This window comes from Candidatus Delongbacteria bacterium (genome assembly GCA_041675285.1).
Lineage (GTDB): Bacteria > CAIWAD01 > CAIWAD01 > CAIWAD01 > CAIWAD01 > CAIWAD01.
In genome coordinates this window covers 227,465-246,647 of sequence record JBAYTZ010000005.1, presented here as the reverse complement: position 1 = coordinate 246,647, position 19,183 = coordinate 227,465, and the positions used below count along the sequence as shown (strand labels likewise).

The following is a 19,183-nucleotide window of genomic DNA, read 5'->3' as shown; positions in this document are numbered from 1 at the left end:
CAGGGTCACGACAAGTGCCGAAGGCTTGCTCAGCAGCAATCGTGCCAATGTCAAAGCAGGCCCAAGGCCTTGTCCAGCAATCCAATCAGAAAATCGCCCGGATTTCCATTGCCTGAAATCCGGCGCCCTTGTTCAAGTTCCGGCGAGCAGGGGATCCTCGTGCTGCTCGTCGGGCCGCCAGCAGGCCAGCGCCATGTCCACCTGCTCGCCCGCCCGGAACGGCACGTCCTCCAGCCAGAGCCGCTCGAACTGCTCGCGCCGGGCCGGACCCTCGGGAATTCGCGAGCGGCCGTCGGCGGAGAGCACGCGGTGCCAGGGCATCGCCGGGTCCGGCAGGTGCCGGCAGAGCCAGGCCGCCAGCCGGGCCTGGCCGGGCGCGCCCGCCAATTCGGCCAGCTGGCCGTACGACAACACCCGGCCGGGCGGAATGGCGGCCAAAATGGCGCTCATGCGTTCCAGCACGGCCAGGCGTTCCATGCTCAGCGCACCAGCAGCAGGCGCCGCACGTCCTGTTGGTCCCCCTGCCGGGCGGTCAGCAGGTAGAGGCCGCTGGCCAGCCCGGCGCCGTCCACGCGGAATTGCCGCGTGCCCGCGGGCAACGGTCCGTCGTGCAGGCGCGCCACTTCCTGGCCCAGCAGGTTGTGCAGGGTCAGGGTCAGGGGCAGCCCGTTTGGGTTGTGCACTTCCACGTGGCTGACCGGATTGAAGGGATTGGGCCAGGGCTCGCCCAACTGGAAGCTGCGGGTCAGCGGGGCCGGCTCGGCCACGGCGACGCCCGACTGGTTCACCAGCCGGATGTCGTCGGCGAAGTAGCCGATGTGCAGGCCGTCGCTGTCGCCGTCGGCCTGGAAACCGATGCGCAGCTTCAGGTCCGCCACACCCACCCAGGGCGCCAGGGAGAGGCGGGTCTCCAGCCAGCCGCGGCCGTTGGTGCGCGTGGCCAGCAGGCTCCACTCCTCGCCGCCGTCCGGGGAGACCTCGATCCAGGCCTCGTCGTCGCCGTTCTCCAGGAACCAGGTCTCCCACAGCACCAGGGCGGGATCCGTCACCTGCCGCAGGTCCAGGCTGCCCGTCCAGGTGGCCCGGCCCGTGCTGCCCGGTTCGTAGAAGCCGTCCTCGCCGCTGCCCAGGGCGTAGTCGCCGCTGTGCACGCGCGTGGTCTGGGCCGTGAAGACCCCTTCCATGCTCCAGTCCGGCAGCAGGGGCTGCTCAAAGGTCGCGATGCTCTGCTCGGAGCCCAGGCTGAGCGCCAGCTCGGCGGTGGCGGCTTCCCACTGCTGGGTGGAGGCGTCCCGCGCCAGGGCGCGCAGTTCCACCACCGGCAGTTGTTGGCCAGGACTGAAGTCCACGTGGCCGCTGAAGCGCCCCGGGCCCTCCTCTTGCAGGTCCGCCAGCTCGGCCCACTGGCCGCCGGGCGCACGCCACTCCAGCCAGACCCGCGCCAGCGGCAGGTCCAGGTTGTCCTCCGCCGCCACGTCCACGGTCCAGAGCGCCGTCCAGCCCGCGGCGTCGGTGGGCGCCTGCAGGAAGCTCACGGCCGGCGGAGTCTGGTCCGCGCCCACGCGGAACTGAAACCATTCCGCCGGATTGGCGGGCAGATAGGCCACGAAGCCGCCCTCGCCCTGGGCCTCCAGCCGGTATTCGATGGTCTGCTCCCAGAAGGGACCGGGGATCACGGCCACGTGTCCGTCGTCGCCCGCCTGCATGGGCAGGGTCTGGAGTGCGCCGCCGTCCACGCGATAAAGCAGGTCGAAGCGACTGAGCGCGGCGGGCGTGTTGACGCGGGCCTCCACCGGGAAGCCAGTCTGGGCGCCGTCCTCGCTGTCCCCCAGCGCCTCGTGCTCGATCTGGGACGGGGCGGCGAAGCCCAGGTACTCCAGCAGGTCCACGTACCAGCCCGCCTCGGTCACCGAGGTGTCACTGAACAGGTTGAGCCGCAGCCGCACCCGGTCGCCCGGGGCCGTCAGCTCGGTCAGGTCGAAGACCAGACTCTCCCAGCCCGCGCTGGCGCCGGTCAGGGCCGGCGTGAAGGGCAGGACGTTGTTGTCCGGCGTGTTAAAGTCGTAGCCGCTGAGCGGGGTCAGCAGATTGTAGGTCGCGCTGCCGTTCAAGGCATATTCCACATTGACGCCGTCCCAGCCCTCCTCCACGCTCAGCCAGTGCCGGAAGCGCACGATGACCTGGTCCTCGTCGTCCACCTGCTGCTCGGCCAGCACCAAGCGCGAGAGGTTCATGTCGGGATAGTTGCCCGTCAGGTTGGTGCCCCAGCAGAGCGCGCCGTCGAAGGCCGCGCCGGGTCCGTCCTGGGGCTCGCCCCACTGCCAGACCTCGTTCAGGGTCTCCCCGCCGGGGGCGAACTCGAAACTCTCCGTCAAGCCCGCGTTCCAGACGAAGCGCGTGCGGAAGACCTGCTCCGGCGCGCCCACCGGGCTGGTGATCTCCACCCCGGCGGAGTTCTGCACCCGGGCGTAGTACTGGAGCACCGTGTTCCAGGGCTGGCCAGGCAGCGCGCCCGTCCAGGTCCCGTCAGCCTGCAGCTCCAGCAGAAGGCTCTGGGGTGTCTCCTCCCCGACCCAGTAGAGCAGCTCCACGGCGTCCGGGGTGACGAAGGCCGGCGCGCTGAGCGTGGCCGTCAGGGGCAGGGTCTCGGAAGGCGCCCAGGTCTGGGGCGGATCGCCCAGGCTGAAGTCCGTGCTCATCCAGGCCAGGACGCTGCCGATGCCGTGCAGGTTGAAGGCGGCGTTGATCTCCGGGTAGTGCGGGGTCAGGTTGCTCAGATCCTCGTCGTCGTCGTCCACCACCAGCAGCTCCAGGAAGTACTCGAAGCCGGCCCGGCCCAGGTCGGCGTCGTCGGGCGTGCCCCAGCGGGCGAAGTGGTGCAGCGGGCGGACGGCCTCCAGGCCCAGGGCCTGGCGCAGGTCGTACATGGCGCCGCCGATGATCTCGCCGTCGTAATGCACCTCGCCCTGGATGTCCTCGGGATAGCGCTGGTCGTTGTCCAGTTCGCGGATGTTCCAGCCCGGCGCCACGTAGTGCTCGTCCTGGAGATAGATCGAGGTCACGTCCGCGAGGCCTTCGTGCATGGCGCCGTTGGTCATGCCCCAGGGCGCCCCGGCCTGGCGGTACTGGCGATCGTTGATCCCGTGGCCGTATTCGTGGTAGACCACGCCCGCCACCCGGCCCGTGTTGGGGCAGCCGCCGCCTTCCTGGAAGAAGTTGATGCTGCTGCCGTCCCAGTAGGCGTTGCAGGTCTCGGCGATGTTCACGCGCACGGTCAGGGGTTCGTCCAGCCCCGTGAAGCTGGGATCCATGTCGGTGATGAAGTCGTGGACGCGCGTGGTGTGGTGATAGGCGTCCAGCTCCACCACCTGGGCGTCCTCCAGCCCCACGGTGAGGACCTGGCCGCTGGCGTCCATCAGCAGGCTGAAGAAGCCGTCCGCCCCGTCCTGGCGCTGCACGTCGGCAAAGCGTCCGTCCAGCGCGCCCGTGACGTTCCAGGGCGGCGTGGCGCTGGTCTCCAGGCTGAAGTAGCCCTCGGAGTCAGCGAAGACTTCCTGGCCGTCGAAGGAGAAGCGCAGGTGGGGCAGGGCGTGGGGGCTGTCCGGGTCACTGGGCTGCTGCTCTTCCAGCAGGCCCTGCAACTGGCCCTCCACCTGGAGGTGGCGCACCTCGTTCCAGCTCCAGAGCACGTCGCCGTTCGCGCCGTCCAGAAAGACCCGCCAGATCTGCTCGGGATCGTCCAGGACCACGCGCACCGGCCAGGCGCTGCGGTACTCGTAGCCTTTGGCGCCCAGCCGGGGCAGGACCACCCAGTCCGCCGCCTCCACCGCGCGCACGGCGGGCGTGCGGGAGAGGCCACGCGCGGCGGCCAGCGCCTGCTCGCGGCTCAGCCGCGGCTCGCGGACCTCGATCTGCCCGTGCAGGTCGCTGCCGGCCAGCAGCAGGCGTCCGGCGGGCGAGACGCGGAACACCAGTTCGGCCTCCTCCACGCGCTGGCCCTTCCAGGTCTGCTGGTAGTTGGCGTACCAGACCTGGCCGTGACGCTCCACGTGCCGGGCCTGCAGGTCCTTCAGCTGGGCGTCGCGCCCGCCGTGCAGCAGGCCCGGATGGGCCTCCAGGAAGGCGCGCAGCCGGCGGTCCAGATCCGCGCCGTCCGCGATGGGGCCGCCCGGCAACTCCAGGCCGGGACCCAGGACGCGATGGGGATAAGCGTGGAAGCGGTCCCAGTCCGCCACGCGCCAGCCGCTCTGCGCGGCGAAATCCGTCCAGGCCGGGCCGGCCGCCAGGCGATCCTGTTCCAGCAGGCGGGCCTGGGCCTGGGGCAGATCCACCTGGGCCAGTTGGGCCCGGGCCGTCAGCGCGCTCAGGCTGAGGCCAAGAAGTGCAAGGGAGTGGCCAAGCCGCATGGGTCTGCCTTCCGTTACGAAGTGTCAATTGACGTGTGTTTCAGGTCGGAATCGCGCCCCGATGGGCGGGATCCGGCGAACACGGACGCACCGGGCCGCCAGAATCGAACCATCCGTCAGTTATATGCAAAACTCACGCCAGCGAAGCCAGATCCGACGGCGACGCTAGCGCCCGGCCGCGCAGCCATTCGCCGCGATCTTCGAGCAATTCCACCGGCAGCAGGCGGTTGACCCAGTCGCCCGCCCCGCTTTCAGCGCCGTCCGCCACCGGCAGCGGAATCTCCACCCGCAGGTAGTCGGCCGTGTAGCCGAACAGCGCGCCGTCCTGTTCGCGCTGCTCGGGCAGCACTTCCGCCACCCGCCCCAGCGCCCGGGCGTGGGCCGCCGCCTGCAGGCGTTGGCCCAGGTCCAGCAGCCGGCGGCTGCGCTCCTTGCGCAGCTCCCGGGGCACGGGGTCGGGCAGTCCGGCGGCCCGGGTGCCGGCGCGCACGCTGTAGGGAAAGACGTGCAGGTAGCTCAGCGGCAGACGTGCCACCAGCTCGTGGGTCTGGGCGAAGTCCGCCTCCGTCTCGCCGGGAAAGCCGGTGATCAGGTCCGTGCCCAGGCCGGCGCCCGGCAGGTGGCGCTGGATGCGCTCGAACAGCTCCTCCAGGCCCCGCCGGTCGATGCGCCGCTGCATGGCCTTGAGCACGGCGTCCGAGCCGGACTGGAGGGCCGTGTGCAGATGGGGGCAGAAGCGCGGATCCGCGGCCATGGCGCGCAGCAGCTCGTCGTCCACGTCCCAGGGCTCGATGGAGGACAGCCGCAGGCGCAGCAGGCCGGGCAGCTCCAGCAGGTTCTGGCAGAGCCAGGTCAGGCTGCGCGCCGGTAGCAGGTCCCGGCCGAAATCGCCGATGTGCACGCCGGTGAGCACGAGCTCGCGGAACCCTGCCTCCAGCAGCCGGCGGGCCTGTTCCAGCACGTCCTCCGGCCGCATGCTGCGACTGCGCCCGCGGGTGAAGGGAATGATGCAGAAGCTGCAGAACACGTCGCAGCCGTCCTGAATCTTCAGCCAGGCGCGGGTCTGATGCTCGAAGCCGCTCAAGGTGAGCAGCTCGCGATCCTGGGCGCCGCCGGGGCGCGCCACGCGGATCAGCGGCTCGGGTTGTTTCTCCAGCCCGTTCACCAGCGCGGGCAGGTCGCGCTTCTCCCGCGTGCCCACCACGTAGTCCACGCCCGGGATGCGCGCCACCTCGGCCGCCGCGGCCTGGCTGTAGCAGCCCATCACCACCACCACGGCCTCCGGGTTGCGGTGGATCATCCGGCGGATCAGCGCGCGGGCCTTGGAGTCGGCCCGGTCGGTCACGGTGCAGGTGTCCACCAGCAGCAGGTCGGCCTCGTCGGCGGGCGCCACGCGCGTCCAGCCCAGGCGCTGGAACTGGCCCACCACGGCTTCGGTCTCGTAGTGGTTCAGCTTGCAGCCTAGCGTAGCCGCGGCAATCCGTGGCGCCGGGCCCGCCACCTTGCCAGGATCTGCGCTCTCGGTTGAGATGCTCTCGTGGAATTCGTTGTCCATCTGGATCTTCGGCCTCTCTACGATGTCTCCCGGGAGCCCTTGTTTTCCACCTTTCTGCTTGCGCCAGAAAGGTGGAGCCAAAGAGGCGCTTTTTCTCAACCGCCAGAGTCAGGCCACCTCGCGGTGGCCTTCCGCTGGCGGCAGCGGTCCCTTCCTGACACCACGTAGTTGGTTCGTCCTTCGGACTTCACCCATTTTCTGGTTCAGGCCTGAAGGCCTTCACCTCACGTGACACCATCCGTCTTCGAGACTTCGAGCCTTCGTGTTCAAAGAGATTTACGGACGACCCTTCCCCCGACCCCGGCCAAATCCAACTTCACCTCTGTGCCCCTGTGTCTCTGTGGTTGTTTCCCGAGGCGCGGGCCAAGAAAAAAGGGCGGCCCGGGCATTCCCGAGCCGCCCTGTCAGGGACGAAGGACCGGAACTACTCCGGATCGCTGCCGAAGCCGGCTTCGCGGAACGCGTCGGCGATGGCGCCGCCGCCGCCGCCCCGGACCGGCTTCTTGGTGTACTCGGCCACCGACTTGGCCTCCTCGCTCTGCACGCGCGGCGTGGCCAGGATGACCTTCTTGTTGTCGCGGTCGTACTCGATGACCTTGAAGGTGGCCATGTCGCCTTCCTTCAGAGCCACCTTGGTGCCGTCCACTTCCATGGGGCGCAGCTTGCTGTTGGGCACGAAACCTTCCAGGCCGTGGGGCAGCGTGACCACCACGCCCTTGTCGATGACCTTGGCCACCTCGCACTCCACTTCGCTGCCCACGTCGAACTGCTGCTCGAAGGACTCCCAGGGGTTCTCCTCCAGCTGCTTGACGCCCAAGGCGATGCGCCGCTCGTCGCGATCGAAGGAGAGCACCTGCACCTGCAGCTTCTCGTCCTTCTTGACCATCTCGCCCGGGTGGCGCAGCTTGCGCGTCCAGCTGAGGTCGCTGATGTGCACCAGGCCCTCGATGCCCGGCTCCAGCTCCACGAAGACGCCGAAGGGCACCAGGTCGCGCACGAGACCTTCGTGCACGGATCCCACCACGTACTTCTCGGCCAGGGCTTCCCAGGGGTTGGCCTCGGTCTGCTTCAAGCCCAGGCTGATCTTGCGCTCGTCCTTGCGGACCTCTAGCACCATGACTTCCACGTCCTGGCCCACGGAGAGGATCTGGGACGGGTGCTTGACGTGCTGGGTCCAGCTCATCTCGCTGATGTGGATCAGGCCTTCCACGCCGGCGGCCAACTCCACGAAGGCGCCGTAGCGGGTCAGGCTGACCACCTTGCCGGCCACGCGCGTGCTGATGGGGAAGCGGGCTTCCACGTCGTTCCAGGGGTGCTCGAGCAGCTGCTTCAGGCCGATGCTGATGCGGTTCCGCTCGCGGTCGAAGTTGAGGACCTTGACCGTGATCTTCTGGTCCAGCTTGACCACGTCGGAGGGATGGTTCACGCGGCCCCAGCTCAGGTCCGTGATGTGCAGCAGTCCGTCCACGCCGCCCAGGTCCACGAAGACGCCGAAGTTGGTGATGTTCTTGACCACGCCCTCGCGGATCTGGCCGACTTCCAGCTCGGTCAGGACCTTGTCGCGGATCTCGCGCATATCCTCTTCGATGAGGACCTTGCGGCTGACCACGATGTTCTTGCGCACGTCGTTAATCTTGACGATGCGGAAGTCCATCTTCTTGCCGATCAGGCTGTCGAAATCGCGCACCGGATGGATGTCGATCTGGCTGCCGGGCAGGAAGGCGTCGATGCCCATCAGGTCCACCACCAGGCCGCCCTTGATGCGCCGCACCACCTTGCCCTCGATCACCGCGCCTTCGGTCTCCAGCTCCTTCAGGCTGATCCAGGTGCGCTCCACGTCGGCGCGCTTCTTGGAGAGCTGCAGGGCGCCGTTCACGCCTTCGAACTTCTCGATGAAGACATCCACCGGGTCGCCGATCTTGACGCTGGAGGGATCCTCGAACTCGTCGATGGGAATCCAGCCTTCGGACTTGAAGCCGATGTCCACGGCCACGTCGCGCTCGGTGATGTTGACCACCGTGCCGCGGGTGATGGAGTTCTCTTCGTTGTTCGAGAAGGTCTTGTCGTAGAGCTTCTCCAGCTCGTCGCGCTCTTCCGTGGAATAGCTGAACTCGTCGCTGAAAATGGCCTCGTCGCCAAAACCGTCGGGGATCTTGCGGGAATCGTCGGACATGTTGGGTTCCTTGTGGTTGACTGCTTACGCCCCTGGGTCGCGCCTCCGGCCGGACATGCCGGAAATGGCAAGCGCACAGTATACGATTGGAACGCGGGCGGGAAAAGCGAAGCGAGAAAGAAAGTCCCTTGGATCGTCCAGCCGCCGGAGTGCCCGGCAGGCGATTTCGCCGCGTTGGGCTGGGTCGGAGTGGCTCAACCCAAAGCTATTTCGGGGCGAAGGGGCGAAGCGGGCGCGGGGCCCGGGACTCAGCGGGCCTCCTGCTCGGCGGCCAGGGCCGCCAGCCGGCGCTCCATGTCCGGGAAGCGGCTGGCGTCGGTGAAGCTGACGCAGGCCCGCAGGCCCTCCGTCCGGCAGCTGCCCGTGATTCCGAGGGTGATCAGGCTGACCCCGTGGCGCAGCAGCTCCAGTTGCAGTTCGGGCCCCGTCAGCCCCGGGCGCGAGACCGTGAAATAGAAGCCGTCGGCGATGGGCTGGCCCAGGTCGTTGTCGTAGACCAGCTGGAAGCCGTGGCGCAGGAAGCAGGCCTTGAGCCAGGCGGCGCGCGCGCAGTATTCGCGGATGTTCTCCAGGAAGCCGCGGTCGCCGTCGTTGGCCATCTTCAGCAGGGCGGCCAGGGCGTATTGCCCGCTGTGGCTGACCCCGGCCGTGCTGCAGTAGATGCCCCCATGGATGAAGGCGTGCAGGAAGCGCTCCGTGCCGAAATAGGGCAGCAGATTGGGGAAGCTGCGCGTGGCCAGCTCCGGGCTGAGCACCATCAGGCCCACCCGGGCGCCGGCGAAGCTGAAAAGCTTGGAGCCGGAGAGCAGCAGGACCCAGGTCTTGCCGCGCCGGGCCACGCTGGGCTGGTAGGGCGGCACGCCGGGCTGGAACACGTCCGTGCGCAGGTCCATCCCGAAGTAGGCCTGATCCTCGATCATCAGCACGTCGTGGCGGTTGCCGCACTCGGCCAGTCCGTCCAGCTCGTCCTGGGTCAGGCTGATCCAGGCCGGGTTGTTGGGGCTGGACCAGATCACGGCGCCCACGTCGCCCCGGGCCAGGCGCTCGTCCACGGCTTTGACCAACACGTCGCCCCGGTGGTCGTAGAAGTCGATGGAGTCGCTCTTCAACCCGAAGAAGCGGGCCTGCATCTTGTTGACGGGAAAGCCGGGATTGAGGAAGAGCACGGTGTCGCGGCCTTCGTGCATGCGCACGCCCAGATACTGGCTGACGAAGCCGCCCTGCATGGCCCCGCAGGTGGGCATGCAGACCTCCAGGGGCACGTCCAGACCCATGAAATTCTTGACGAAGCGCCGGCACTCGGCTTTCAGTTCGGGAATTCCGTCGAAGGGCGGGTAGATGCGCTGGGCGTCCCGCTCGCGGATGGCCTGGACCTCCGCTTCCACGGCCACCTGGGGCACGGGCAGGTTGGGCACCCCGAACTCCATCCGGATGAAGGGTTCGCCGGCGAGGGGTTCCAGCAGCTCCACCAGCCGCTTGAGTTCGCGGATGGCCAGGCGGTCCGGCTGGTAGCCCAAACCGGCGATCTGCTCCAGCACGGATTCACGCGTCAAGGGAAGGGCCACGGGAGACTCCTGGGTTTGCCTGTGAAGAGGATAACACGCGCCCTGCCAAGCCGCAATCCGCGGCTCAGGGATTCGGCTTGTCGGGCGGGTTGGCGCTGGCGTACATGGCCTCGATGCGCTGAAAGACCACGCGGGTCAACGCCTCGGCGCGCGAGGAGCGGCCGCGGCCTTCGAGCTCGCCGGGGTCCCCGGCCAGGGGCAGCGCGGCACGCGGGATGGGGGCGCCGAACTCCAGCCGGATCACCGGTCGGAAGCCGGGCAGGCCGGGCGAGCTGCGGCTGCCCAGGATCAAGACGGGCAGCACGTCCACCTCCGCCGCGGAGATGATCAGCCCCAGGCCGGCCCGCGGTTGGCCCAGCCGGCCGTCGCGGCTGCGCGTGCCCTCGGGAAAGACCAGCAGGTCGTGCCCCTGCCCCAGCCGGGCGCGGATCTCCCGCAGGGCCCGCAGGTCCACGCCGCTGCGGTCCAGCGGCAGCGCGTTGAAGTGGCGCATCAGCCGGGCCAGCCAGGGATTCTCGAAGAGCTGCTTCTTGGCCACGAAACTGATCTCGCGCGGAAAGAAGCAGCCGATCAGCGGCGGGTCCAGATTGGATTGGTGGTTGGAGGCCAGGATCAGGCTGCCCTGGCGCGGGATCCGTTCCAGGCCGCTCACCTCCAGGCGGTAGCCCAGCCGGAAGACCTGGCGCAGCACCCAGGCCACGAAGCGATACGACGCGCGCACTAGCTCCTCCCCAACTCCCGCCGCACGCGTTCCAAGATCCGCCCGGTCTGCTCCTCCAGGCTGAGGAGCGTGGTGTCCAGCAACTCGGCGTCCGGGGCCCGGCGCAGCGGGCCCGTGCTCCGCGCGGCGTCGCTGGCGTCCCGGCGCTCCAGCTCGGCCGTCAGCTCCTCCAGCGGAACCGTCAGCCCGCGCCCGGCCAGCTCGCGCTGACGCCGGCGGGCCCGTTCCGTCAGATCGGCCACCAGGAAGAACTTGAAGCGCGCGGCGGGAAAGACCACCGTGCCGATGTCGCGCCCGTCCAGCACCGTGCTCTCGCGGCTGCCCAGCCGGCGCTGCAGGTCCACCATCCAGGCCCGCACCTCGGGCAGGGCGCAGACCGGGCCCATGCTCACGCTGACCTGGTTGTCGCGGATCGCCTCGCCCACGTCCTGGCCGGCCAGCCAAACCGTGCCGGCCCGCCAGTCCAGCTCCAGTTGTGCCAGACAAGCCAGCACGCCGGCCTCGTCCTTGGGCGAGCGGCCGCGCCGCAGCACGTCCAGGGTTAGGGCCCGGTACATGGCGCCCGTGTCCAGGTATTGGATTCCCAGCTCGCCGGCCACCCGCCGGGCCGTGGTGCTCTTGCCCGAGGCCGCCGGTCCGTCGATGGCGATCTGGTAGCGCTCAGGCACGGCGCGGGCCTGCGCCGGGTTTGCGCGTCCGGGTGGGGGCGGGTTTGGCCGCCGGCCGGGGGGCGTCCCCCGCGTTGGCTTCGGCGGCCAGCCGCACGGCCTTGCGCAGCCGGTCCACTTCCTTGCCCAGCAGCACGCGCCACTGGCCGGGTTCCAGATCCTCGACGCTCAGGCCGGCCAGGCTGCGCCGGTGCAGGCGCTCCACGTGGGCGCCGATGCTGTCCAGCATGCGCCGGATCTGCCGGTTGCGGCCCTCGGTCAGCACCATCCGGTAGCGCGGGCGGCTGCCCGTCCGGCCGATGCGCTCGATCTCGCAGGGTTTGGTGCGGCTGCCGTCCATCCGGATGCCGCCGGCCAGCTTGACGATTTCCTCGGGGGTCAACTCGCGGTCAGTGAGCACGATGTATTCCTTGGGCACGTGGCTGGACGGATGGAGCAGGCTGTTCATCAGCTCTCCGTCGTTGGTCAGCAGCAGGGCGCCGGTGGAGTCGGCGTCCAGCCGGCCCACGGGCACCACGCGCAGGTCCAGCTCCACCAGATCCATCACCGTGCGGCGGCCGTGGGTGTCCGTGACGGTGCAGAGCACGCCCTTGGGCTTGTTGAGCAGCAGCACCACGCGCCGGCTGGGGGGATGGATGGCGCGGCCGCTCACCTGCACCAGATCAGTCTCGGGATCCACCTGCACGCCCAGTTCCTGCACGGCTTCGCCGTTCAGCTTGACCTGGCCGGAGCGGATCAGTTCGTCGGCCTTGCGCCGGCTGCAGAGGCCGCCTTCGGCCAGAAATCGATTCAGTCGCATGGGGAATCCTCAGGGCTGGGCCACGGCGGAGCGGGCTCCGCGGGGGGGGGATCCTGGGCCACGGCGGGATCGGCGGCAGGCGTCCCCGGCGGAGTCAGGGGCTGCAGCCACAGCGGCGGCAGCTCGTCGGCGCTGCGGTCTCGGGGCCCCTTGAGCCAGGCCTGGATTTCCTTCAAGCGGGGCAGCTCCTGCAGGCTGGCCAAGCCGAAGGCCTCCAGGAAGCCCCGGGTCGTGCGGTACAACAGCGGGCGGCCGACGCCCTCGCTGCGCCCGCCGATCAGCACCAGGTTGCGCTCCAGCAGGGTGCGGATCACCGCGTCGGCCTTGACGCCGCGCACAGCCTCGATCTCGCCCTTGGTCACCGGCTGGCGGAAGGCCACCACGGCCAGGGTCTCCAGCGCGGCCCGGCTGAGCCGCGGCCGGACGGTCTCCTTGAGCAGGCGGCGCAGCAGCGGCGCGTAGCGGCGGCCGGCCACCAACTGCCAGCCGCCGGCCAGCCGGCGCAGTTCGAAGGAGCGCCCCTGGCGCCGGTAGTCCTCGTTCAAGGCCTCCACCAACTCGAGGACCCGGGCTTCCGGGAGTTCCAGCAGCGCGGCCAGACGCGGCGTGTCCAGGGCCTCCTCGGCGGCGAAGATCAGCACTTCCAGCAGGTCGCGACCGTCCTCAAGCACGGCCTCGGCCGTTTCCGGACCGGCGGATTCCGGCAGGCCGGCCTCCTCCAGTCCCTCCCCGTCCGGAAACAGGACGGGGTGGTCCGTCTCCTGCGGCGGCGCCAGGGGATCCAGCCCGCTCATTCGGCCAGATCCCGCAGTTGGCCCAGCCAATCCGTCGCGCGCTGGGGATCGAAGAGCCAGATCTCGCCGCCGCCGCCGGTCTGGCGCGCGGACAGCTCCTGCCGGCGCATCATGTCCAGCACGGCCAGCAGGCTGATCACGTTCAAGGGTCGATCCATCGGCTCCTCGTGCAGTTTCGAGAGCGGCAGCAGGCTGTGGCGTCCCAACTGGTCGCGGATCCGGCGCACCTGATCCTCCACGGTGAAAGGAAACAGCTCCACCTCGTGGTGCCGCGGACGCTGGGGCCGGGCCACCAGTTCGGCGTAGCAGCGCGCCAGGTCGAACAGGCTGACGCTGCGCAGGCTGTCGTCCCGCGTGCCAGGTTCCACGTCGCCCCAGTGGACGAAGCGCCGGGGCCAGAGCTCGCGGCCCTCCTCCTCCAGCTCCGCCAGCGACTGGCTGAGTTCGCGCAGCCGCTGGTAGTCCAGCAGGCGCAGGGCCAGATCCCGGCGCGGATCCTCCACCTCGCCCGCCGGGCTGGGCTCCTGGGGCAGCAGCAGGCGGGCCTTGATGCTCAGCAGTGTGGCCGACATCAGGATATAGTCCCCGGCGGTGTCCAGGTCCACCTCGCCGATCTCGTTCATCCACTCCTGGTACTGGCGCGTGATCGAGACGATGGGAATGTCCCAGATGTCCAGCTCGTTTTCGCTGACGAGAAAGAGCAGGAGATCGAGGGGACCCTCAAAATCCTGCAGACGAACGCGCATGCCCGGCTGAATGGTGGCGGCCAATGCCATGGCGCCAACCTAACATTGCCCGCCCGCTGTTCGTGGCTCATATCCACCATGCAGGCGCATGTGAAGGATCCCCTCGGCCCCAGGGGTTCGCTTTTCAAGTCATGTCTGGCTTGAGAGTTCTGATTTCTGCTCAGCAAAATCTGGCACGGCGCTGGCAATCCACACAGCCGGAGGTGACCCATGCTGTACTTGCTGAAAGTCCCCGTGCGCAGCGGCGATCCGCGCCGGCAGCTGGATGTGGATGGACCCGAGCTGGAGGAAGTGCTGGGACCGCGCCACCTGGCCGTGGCCACGGTGCAAACCCTGTTGGTGGTGGGCGTGGCCTGGAGCCTGGTGCTCAGCTGCCTGTAGCCGGTTCCGCGGCCGGAATCTCGTAGCCCGCTTCGGCCAGCACGGCCGCCAGCCGCGCCCGCACCTCGCCGGGCGTGCCTGCGCGCAGCCGGACCCGCAGCCGACCCTGGCCCACGTCCAGCTGCAGGATGTCCACCAAGCCGGTGGCCAGCACGGCCTTCTCCACCCGGCCCGCGCAGTGCTCGCAGGTCATGCCGTGCACGCTCAAATCCAGCTCCGTCTCCGTTTGCACTGGCGCCACCGCGGAGGCTCCCCGTCGCCGCCGCCAGCGGGCCAGATAGTGCCGGGCCAGCAGGAGGCCCAGCAGCCCGGCCCCCGCCCACTGGTACCAGGTCGTCGGATCCCCGTGCTGGTGGACGTGGGACAGCCCCGCGGCCAGGTCCGGCTGGACGATCCCCAACAGCCAGCCCGCCCCCAGTGCGAAGCCGGCGATGGTGACCAGGTAGATCAGCAAGACGCGCCAGCCCAGGCTGCCCTTGAGCATGACCATGGTGACCATGTTGGTGGCGGGCCCGGCCAGCAGGAAGACCAGCGCCGCTCCGGGATGCAGGCCCTTGAGCACCAGGGCCGCGGCGATGGGCGTGGAGGCCGTGGCGCAAACGTAGAGGGGCAGGCCCACCGCCAGCATGACTAGCATGGAGACCCAGGGACTGAATCCGTCCACGGAGCCCAGCCACCCGTCCGGCAGCAGGACCAGGATCAGGGTGGCGAGCCCGAGGCCCACCAGCAGGTTGTCGGCCAGGCTGCCCACCAGTTCCTGCACATGGTGGAGGAACTCCCGCCACCAGGCTTGGCGCTGAATCGCGGCCTGCGCCGCCGCCGCCGGCAGGGGCGCCAGTTCCAGCCGGCTCCAGTCCAGGATCAGCCCGGCCGTTAGGGCCGTCACCAGGGAGGTCAGCAGGCGATAGCCGGCGAAAAAGGGGCCCAGCAGGCCCTGGGTGAGCAGGAAGGAGTCGGCGCCGATCTGCGGGGCGGCGATGAGGAAGCTGACCGTGGAGCCGCTGCTGGCCCCTTTGCGGCGCAGGGAGGCCGCCACCGGTACCACCGAACAGGAGCAGAGCGGGAGGGGAATGGCGAAGGACGTGGCGCGCAGCACCGAGCGCCAACCCGGCCGGCCCAGCTGGCGCAGGACCATCTCCTCGGTCACCAGCAGGTGCAACAGGCCGGCCACGGCCAGTCCGAAGATCATCAGCGGACCGATTTCGAGGATCAGGCCGCCCAGGGATTCCAGGAAGAGGTTCAGCATGAGGCCAAGGTCAGGATCCACTCAGACTTTGGCAAACCAAACTTGGATGGAGAACGGAAAAGGGGCCCCGCGGGGCCCCTCCGGAATCGCTCACTTGCCCGGTTTCTTGATCCACTCCAGATCCACGCTGCCCATTCCCACGGACATCTGGAAGGAGAGGTTGCCCGGTCCCTCGCGCCAGTTCTTGCTGTACCAGGTGTTGTTGCTGGTGCGTTGCAGGCGGTCGAACTCGTGGCTGGAGAGGAAATTGTCGTCGTGGCGGATCTTCACGCCCATGTTCTCGGGAATGCGCAGGTCCAGACTGCCCATGCCCACGTCCAGGCTGACGTCCACGTACTGGCGGTAGGTCCCGCCGAACTCCAGCACGGCCGAGCCCAGCCCGCCGGCGAACTTCATGCTGCCCATCTTGAGGTTGGACAGGCCCCGGACCTCCATAGAACCCAGGCCGGTGACCAGCTCCACCACCCGGGCCTGGCCCGCGCAGGGTGTGGAAAAGTCCAGCTCCACGTCGCTCAGGCCCGTGGCGAACTTCAGCTCCTCGATGTTCAGCCCGCCGAAATCCGCGCTGCCGGACCCCAGTCCGAACTCCACGTGGATGACGCAGGGCAGATCGCGCGACAGGCTGATGGACCAGTTGTTCTTCACCGCCTGGTTCTTCTGCTTGCCCAGGATGGAGAACCCGTTGCCGTCCTCGTTGTTGGAGCGGACGCTCAGGTTGCCGTCCCCGCCCGAGCGCGAGAAGTTGATCTTGGGCGCGTCGGGCGCCGTGTAGAGGATGTTCATGCGCACCAGGGGCGGACCCTTGTGGCTGGTCAGGTTGAGCTCCGCCGCCCCCACCTGCAGATCCAGCACCAGGCGCTTGGCCCCGTCGGCGGCGATGTCCTTGACCAGTCGTTTCTGTTCGGCATGGGCCGGGCTCAGGGCCAGGCAGGCCGCCAGCACCAGTCCGGGAATCCAGATGTGTCCCATTGCCGGCCTCCTTTTGCCTAGAAGCGTCGCTGAATGCGGAAAAGCAGGCGCCAGTCCGCGGCGCCCGAGTCGGTGGCGCGGAACATGGCCAGGCGGAAGTCGTCGTCCTCGTCCGAGACGCCGATGCCCACGTCGGAGCGGTACTCGTCGTTGTCGAGCTCGTCCAGACCCGGGGCGATCTGCCCCACGTCGGCCATCAGCAGCAGGTCCAGCGAGGAGAGGGGCCAGAAGTCCAGGGCTTCGCCCGAGAAGCGGTTCTCCAGGCTGAAGAGCACCATGGCCTGGCCGCCGCCCGCCAGATCCAGGCTGACTCGGTCCTGGTGGTCGTCCGCGCCCAGTCCGTCGATGGACTTGCTGCGAAAGCCAGGCAGGGCGTCGGGGCCACCCAGCCGGAACTGGTATTGCTCGGGGGCGTGCCCGCTCAGCGAACCCACCAAAAGCCGGCCGCTTAGATGTTCGAACTTCTGCCGGCTGAGGGGCAGGGCGAAGCGCAGGTTGCCCAGCATGCGCTCGTAACTCCAGTCGTAGCCGTTGCCGTCCAGGCCCTTCTCATAGGTCACGGTCAAGCCCGCGCCCTTCTGCCAGGCCTCGTTCTCCAGCTGTTCGGCTTCGCGCCAGAGACAAAGATCCAGCCCGCCGCGCAGACCCTGGTTGTCGCTGCCCATGTAGCCCAAGCCCGCCGAATACAGGTTGGGCCGGTAGACCCGGTCGGCCCGCGACCAGGACCACTGGGTCCCCACGTCCATGGGCTCGTAGCTCTCGCGGAAGAAGCCCGCGTTGGCGTGCAGCAGACCGTCGAACAGGAAGGCGCCCAGTTCCCCCGTGTAGCCGCGGTTGTCGTAATAGTCCCGGTAGTCCAGCTGCAGGAGCCAGCCCGCCAGGGAATTCTCCATGCTGCTCAGCATCCAGCCGTCCTGGGTGTCCGTCAGGCGATGGGCCCCCGCGGCCAGGTAGAGGTTGGGGCTGTCCAGCAACTTGCGCCGCAGTTTCACCCGCCACTCCGGCCGCTTGGAACCGAAGGCCCAGGCGGCGTAGCCCGTCAGGTCGGCGAATTTATTGGGCAGCAGCGGGCTGCGCCCCGAGGCCAGTTGCAGGCCCAATTGCAGGCCGGCCACCCGGTTGAACGAGAGGAAGAGGTCCGTGTCGTCCTCGGACTCCCAGACGTGGCGGGGTCGGCTGGCCTCGGCGCCGGAGTCGTCGTCCCAATCCCCGGCCTCTTCGTCCGACTCGCCTTCCAGCGGTTGGCCTTCCATTTCGAAGGGACTGGAGGATTCCGCCTGGGCGGCCTTGAGGAAATCCCGCTGGGAGATCCGCCCGCTCACCTGCTCGGGGTTGTCCAGGCTCAGCTGGCCCTGCACCACCGCCAGATTCCCGGTGATCTGCGCCCCCGGCTCCAGCCGGCAGTCCCCCAGCATGACCACGACGTTGCCGTCCACCACGCCCTGCACCGTCAGGTTGCCTCGGTAGATGGACAGGTCGCCCGCCAGCGTGTCGCCCGCCTGCACCTGCACGTCCTTCAGAAAGTGACTCTGGGCGGCCTGGCAGGCCGGTACCAGGGACAGCAGGGTGCCCAGCCAGACGCGGCCTTTCCAATCGCTCATAACCCCTCCTAGCGTCCCACGACCTCCGGGCCGCCGCCCTGGGCCAGGATGCCCTGGGCCAGCTGACGCAGCGCGGGAGACGGATCTTCCACCAACATTTTGATATAGGACTGCCGCACCATGGTGTTCTGTTGATCGTCCTTGAGCGCCAGGGCCGCCTCGCGGCGCACGTCGGCGACGGGATCCTGAGTCATGGCGTACACCAGGACCTGACAGACGTCCTCGCCCTGGCAGTGCGTCTCCAAGAGCTGGATGGCGGTCTGGCGCCGCTTGGGATCCCGGTCGTTGCGCACGATGTAGCTCAAGGTGTTTTGCACTTCGAGGTCCGTGGTGCGACCGTTGATCTCGTAGGAGTTGGTCTCCTTCAGGCGGATCCGCACGCTTTGGTTGCGGTCCACATCCAGATCCTGGATGTCCAACTGGCGCTGGAGGGGGGAGCCCCCATCGGTCACCGGCGCGCCGTCCACGGTGCGCAACTCGTCGTTGCGGCCGTCGATCAGGGCCGAACTGAGCGGCTCGCCCGGTGCCTGGAGCGGACCGCGCCCCAACACCACGCCGATGACCAGGGCCGCCGCCGCCGCGGGCAGCCAGGCCAGCCGGCTCAGGCGCACCAACAGGCTGGGCGCCGGGGCCACCACCGCAGCCGGGGCACGGCCCGGCAGGGCCGCCAGCACGCGCGCCCGGGCCTGATCGAGTTCGGCCTCCGAGAGCTCGGGCAGCGGTATGAGAACCAGGTCGGCATCCAGCGAGCGCAGGTCTTCCAGCTCCCGAGCGTCTTCCGGATGTTCTGCCAGCCAGGCCTCGAACGCCAGTCGCCGCGGCCCTTCCAGCCTGCCGTCGAGGTGGTCGATCCAGTCCTGCTCCGCCGGAGGCGTGGTGCGGTTCATTCCAACTGGTCCTTGAGCTTGGCTCGGATCTGGCGGATGGCCCGGAACGCGAGAATTTTCACCGTTCCATCCGGCATATCGAAGACTTCTGAAATCTCCTTCACCTGCAACCCGTGCTGGTAGCGAAGGCAGAAGATCAGTCGCTGTTTTGGGTTCAAGGTTTCAACGGCGTGCCAGATTTTTCGCAACAGCTCGGCCTTGCCCAGGGGCCAGTCTGATTCCTCGCGCACGCCCTGGAGATGGATGGTGCGCTCCAGCCAGTCCTCGTCGTCGTCCATGCTTTCCAGGGGAGTGGCGTGCAGGTTTTCCCGGCGACCGCGCTGGTCGTGCCAGGTCAGGCAGCGGTTGACCGTGATACGGTACAACCAAGTGTAGAAGCTGGATTCCAGCCGGAAGCGGGCCAGTCCCAGCCAGACCCGCAAGAACACGTCCTGGAACACGTCCTGGGCGTCATCCGCGTTGCGCACGAAGGAGCGGATCAGGCCCATGACCCGCCGCTGGTACAGGCGCATCAAACCTTCGAACGCCTGCTGGTCTCCCGCCTGGGCCCGTCGGATCAGTTCCTGTTCATCCACGCCGGCTGGTTCTCCTTCCGTTGGCCCAAGATGAGGAAATCGGGGGCCGGGGCCAACTGGGCCGGGCGGCGATGGGGGCTGGCCTTGGATTTCGCCT

The 19,183-nt window shown here is 68.6% G+C and carries 16 protein-coding genes; 1 reads left to right on the top strand and 15 read right to left on the bottom strand.

Annotated features, from left to right (window positions below):
* Positions 1–132 precede the first annotated feature (132 nt).
* From WC326_07110 to WC326_07065, 10 genes are all read right to left on the bottom strand, one after another.
* A complete protein-coding gene (locus WC326_07110) occupies positions 133–477 on the bottom strand; it encodes an MGMT family protein (GenBank protein ID MFA7330826.1) in 345 nt (114 codons plus the stop codon).
* A gap of 2 nt (positions 478–479) precedes the next feature.
* The gene (locus tag WC326_07105; protein MFA7330825.1) at positions 480–4,406 is read right to left on the bottom strand and encodes a T9SS type A sorting domain-containing protein; all 3,927 of its coding nucleotides are present in this window, start codon (positions 4,404–4,406) and stop codon (positions 480–482) included.
* A gap of 133 nt (positions 4,407–4,539) precedes the next feature.
* Positions 4,540–5,961, bottom strand: coding sequence for a tRNA (N(6)-L-threonylcarbamoyladenosine(37)-C(2))-methylthiotransferase MtaB (mtaB, locus tag WC326_07100; protein ID MFA7330824.1), 1,422 nt, complete (start codon positions 5,959–5,961; stop codon positions 4,540–4,542).
* A gap of 424 nt (positions 5,962–6,385) precedes the next feature.
* A complete protein-coding gene (gene rpsA, locus WC326_07095) occupies positions 6,386–8,134 on the bottom strand; it encodes a 30S ribosomal protein S1 (GenBank protein ID MFA7330823.1) in 1,749 nt (582 codons plus the stop codon).
* 248 nt (positions 8,135–8,382) lie between these two features.
* Entirely contained in the window at positions 8,383–9,699 is a 1,317-nt protein-coding gene (locus tag WC326_07090) for a pyridoxal phosphate-dependent aminotransferase (protein ID MFA7330822.1), read from the bottom strand.
* 64 nt (positions 9,700–9,763) lie between these two features.
* The gene (locus WC326_07085) at positions 9,764–10,420 is read right to left on the bottom strand and encodes a lysophospholipid acyltransferase family protein (protein ID MFA7330821.1); all 657 of its coding nucleotides are present in this window, start codon (positions 10,418–10,420) and stop codon (positions 9,764–9,766) included.
* The gene (gene cmk / locus WC326_07080) at positions 10,420–11,088 is read right to left on the bottom strand and encodes a (d)CMP kinase (GenBank protein ID MFA7330820.1); all 669 of its coding nucleotides are present in this window, start codon (positions 11,086–11,088) and stop codon (positions 10,420–10,422) included. Before cmk ends, WC326_07085 begins: the two co-directional genes overlap by 1 nt.
* Positions 11,081–11,887 (bottom strand): pseudouridine synthase, encoded by an 807-nt coding sequence (locus tag WC326_07075; protein MFA7330819.1) that lies wholly within the window; start codon positions 11,885–11,887, stop codon positions 11,081–11,083. Before WC326_07075 ends, cmk begins: the two co-directional genes overlap by 8 nt.
* Positions 11,878–12,681, bottom strand: a complete 804-nt coding sequence (gene scpB, locus WC326_07070) for an SMC-Scp complex subunit ScpB (GenBank protein MFA7330818.1) — start codon at positions 12,679–12,681, stop codon at positions 11,878–11,880. The genes WC326_07075 and scpB overlap by 10 nt, the downstream gene beginning before the upstream one ends.
* Positions 12,678–13,457: a segregation/condensation protein A gene (locus tag WC326_07065; GenBank protein ID MFA7330817.1), complete on the bottom strand. Its 780-nt coding sequence runs from the start codon at positions 13,455–13,457 to the stop codon at positions 12,678–12,680. The genes scpB and WC326_07065 overlap by 4 nt, the downstream gene beginning before the upstream one ends.
* Positions 13,458–13,637: 180 nt before the next feature.
* Here WC326_07065 and WC326_07060 point away from each other — a divergent pair, with 180 nt between their 5' ends.
* A complete protein-coding gene (locus WC326_07060; protein ID MFA7330816.1) occupies positions 13,638–13,808 on the top strand; it encodes a hypothetical protein in 171 nt (56 codons plus the stop codon).
* On the opposite strand, the gene WC326_07055 is transcribed toward WC326_07060, so the two are convergent.
* From WC326_07055 to WC326_07035, 5 genes are all read right to left on the bottom strand, one after another.
* The gene (locus tag WC326_07055) at positions 13,795–15,054 is read right to left on the bottom strand and encodes a permease (GenBank protein MFA7330815.1); all 1,260 of its coding nucleotides are present in this window, start codon (positions 15,052–15,054) and stop codon (positions 13,795–13,797) included. The genes WC326_07060 and WC326_07055 overlap by 14 nt on opposite strands.
* 90 nt (positions 15,055–15,144) lie before the next feature.
* A complete protein-coding gene (locus WC326_07050) occupies positions 15,145–16,023 on the bottom strand; it encodes a hypothetical protein (protein ID MFA7330814.1) in 879 nt (292 codons plus the stop codon).
* 17 nt (positions 16,024–16,040) lie between these two features.
* Entirely contained in the window at positions 16,041–17,624 is a 1,584-nt protein-coding gene (locus tag WC326_07045) for a hypothetical protein (protein MFA7330813.1), read from the bottom strand.
* An 8-nt stretch (positions 17,625–17,632) separates the two neighbouring features.
* Positions 17,633–18,511: a HEAT repeat domain-containing protein gene (locus tag WC326_07040; GenBank protein ID MFA7330812.1), complete on the bottom strand. Its 879-nt coding sequence runs from the start codon at positions 18,509–18,511 to the stop codon at positions 17,633–17,635.
* Positions 18,508–19,086: a sigma-70 family RNA polymerase sigma factor gene (locus WC326_07035; protein ID MFA7330811.1), complete on the bottom strand. Its 579-nt coding sequence runs from the start codon at positions 19,084–19,086 to the stop codon at positions 18,508–18,510. The genes WC326_07040 and WC326_07035 overlap by 4 nt, the downstream gene beginning before the upstream one ends.
* Positions 19,087–19,183: the final 97 nt, after the last annotated feature.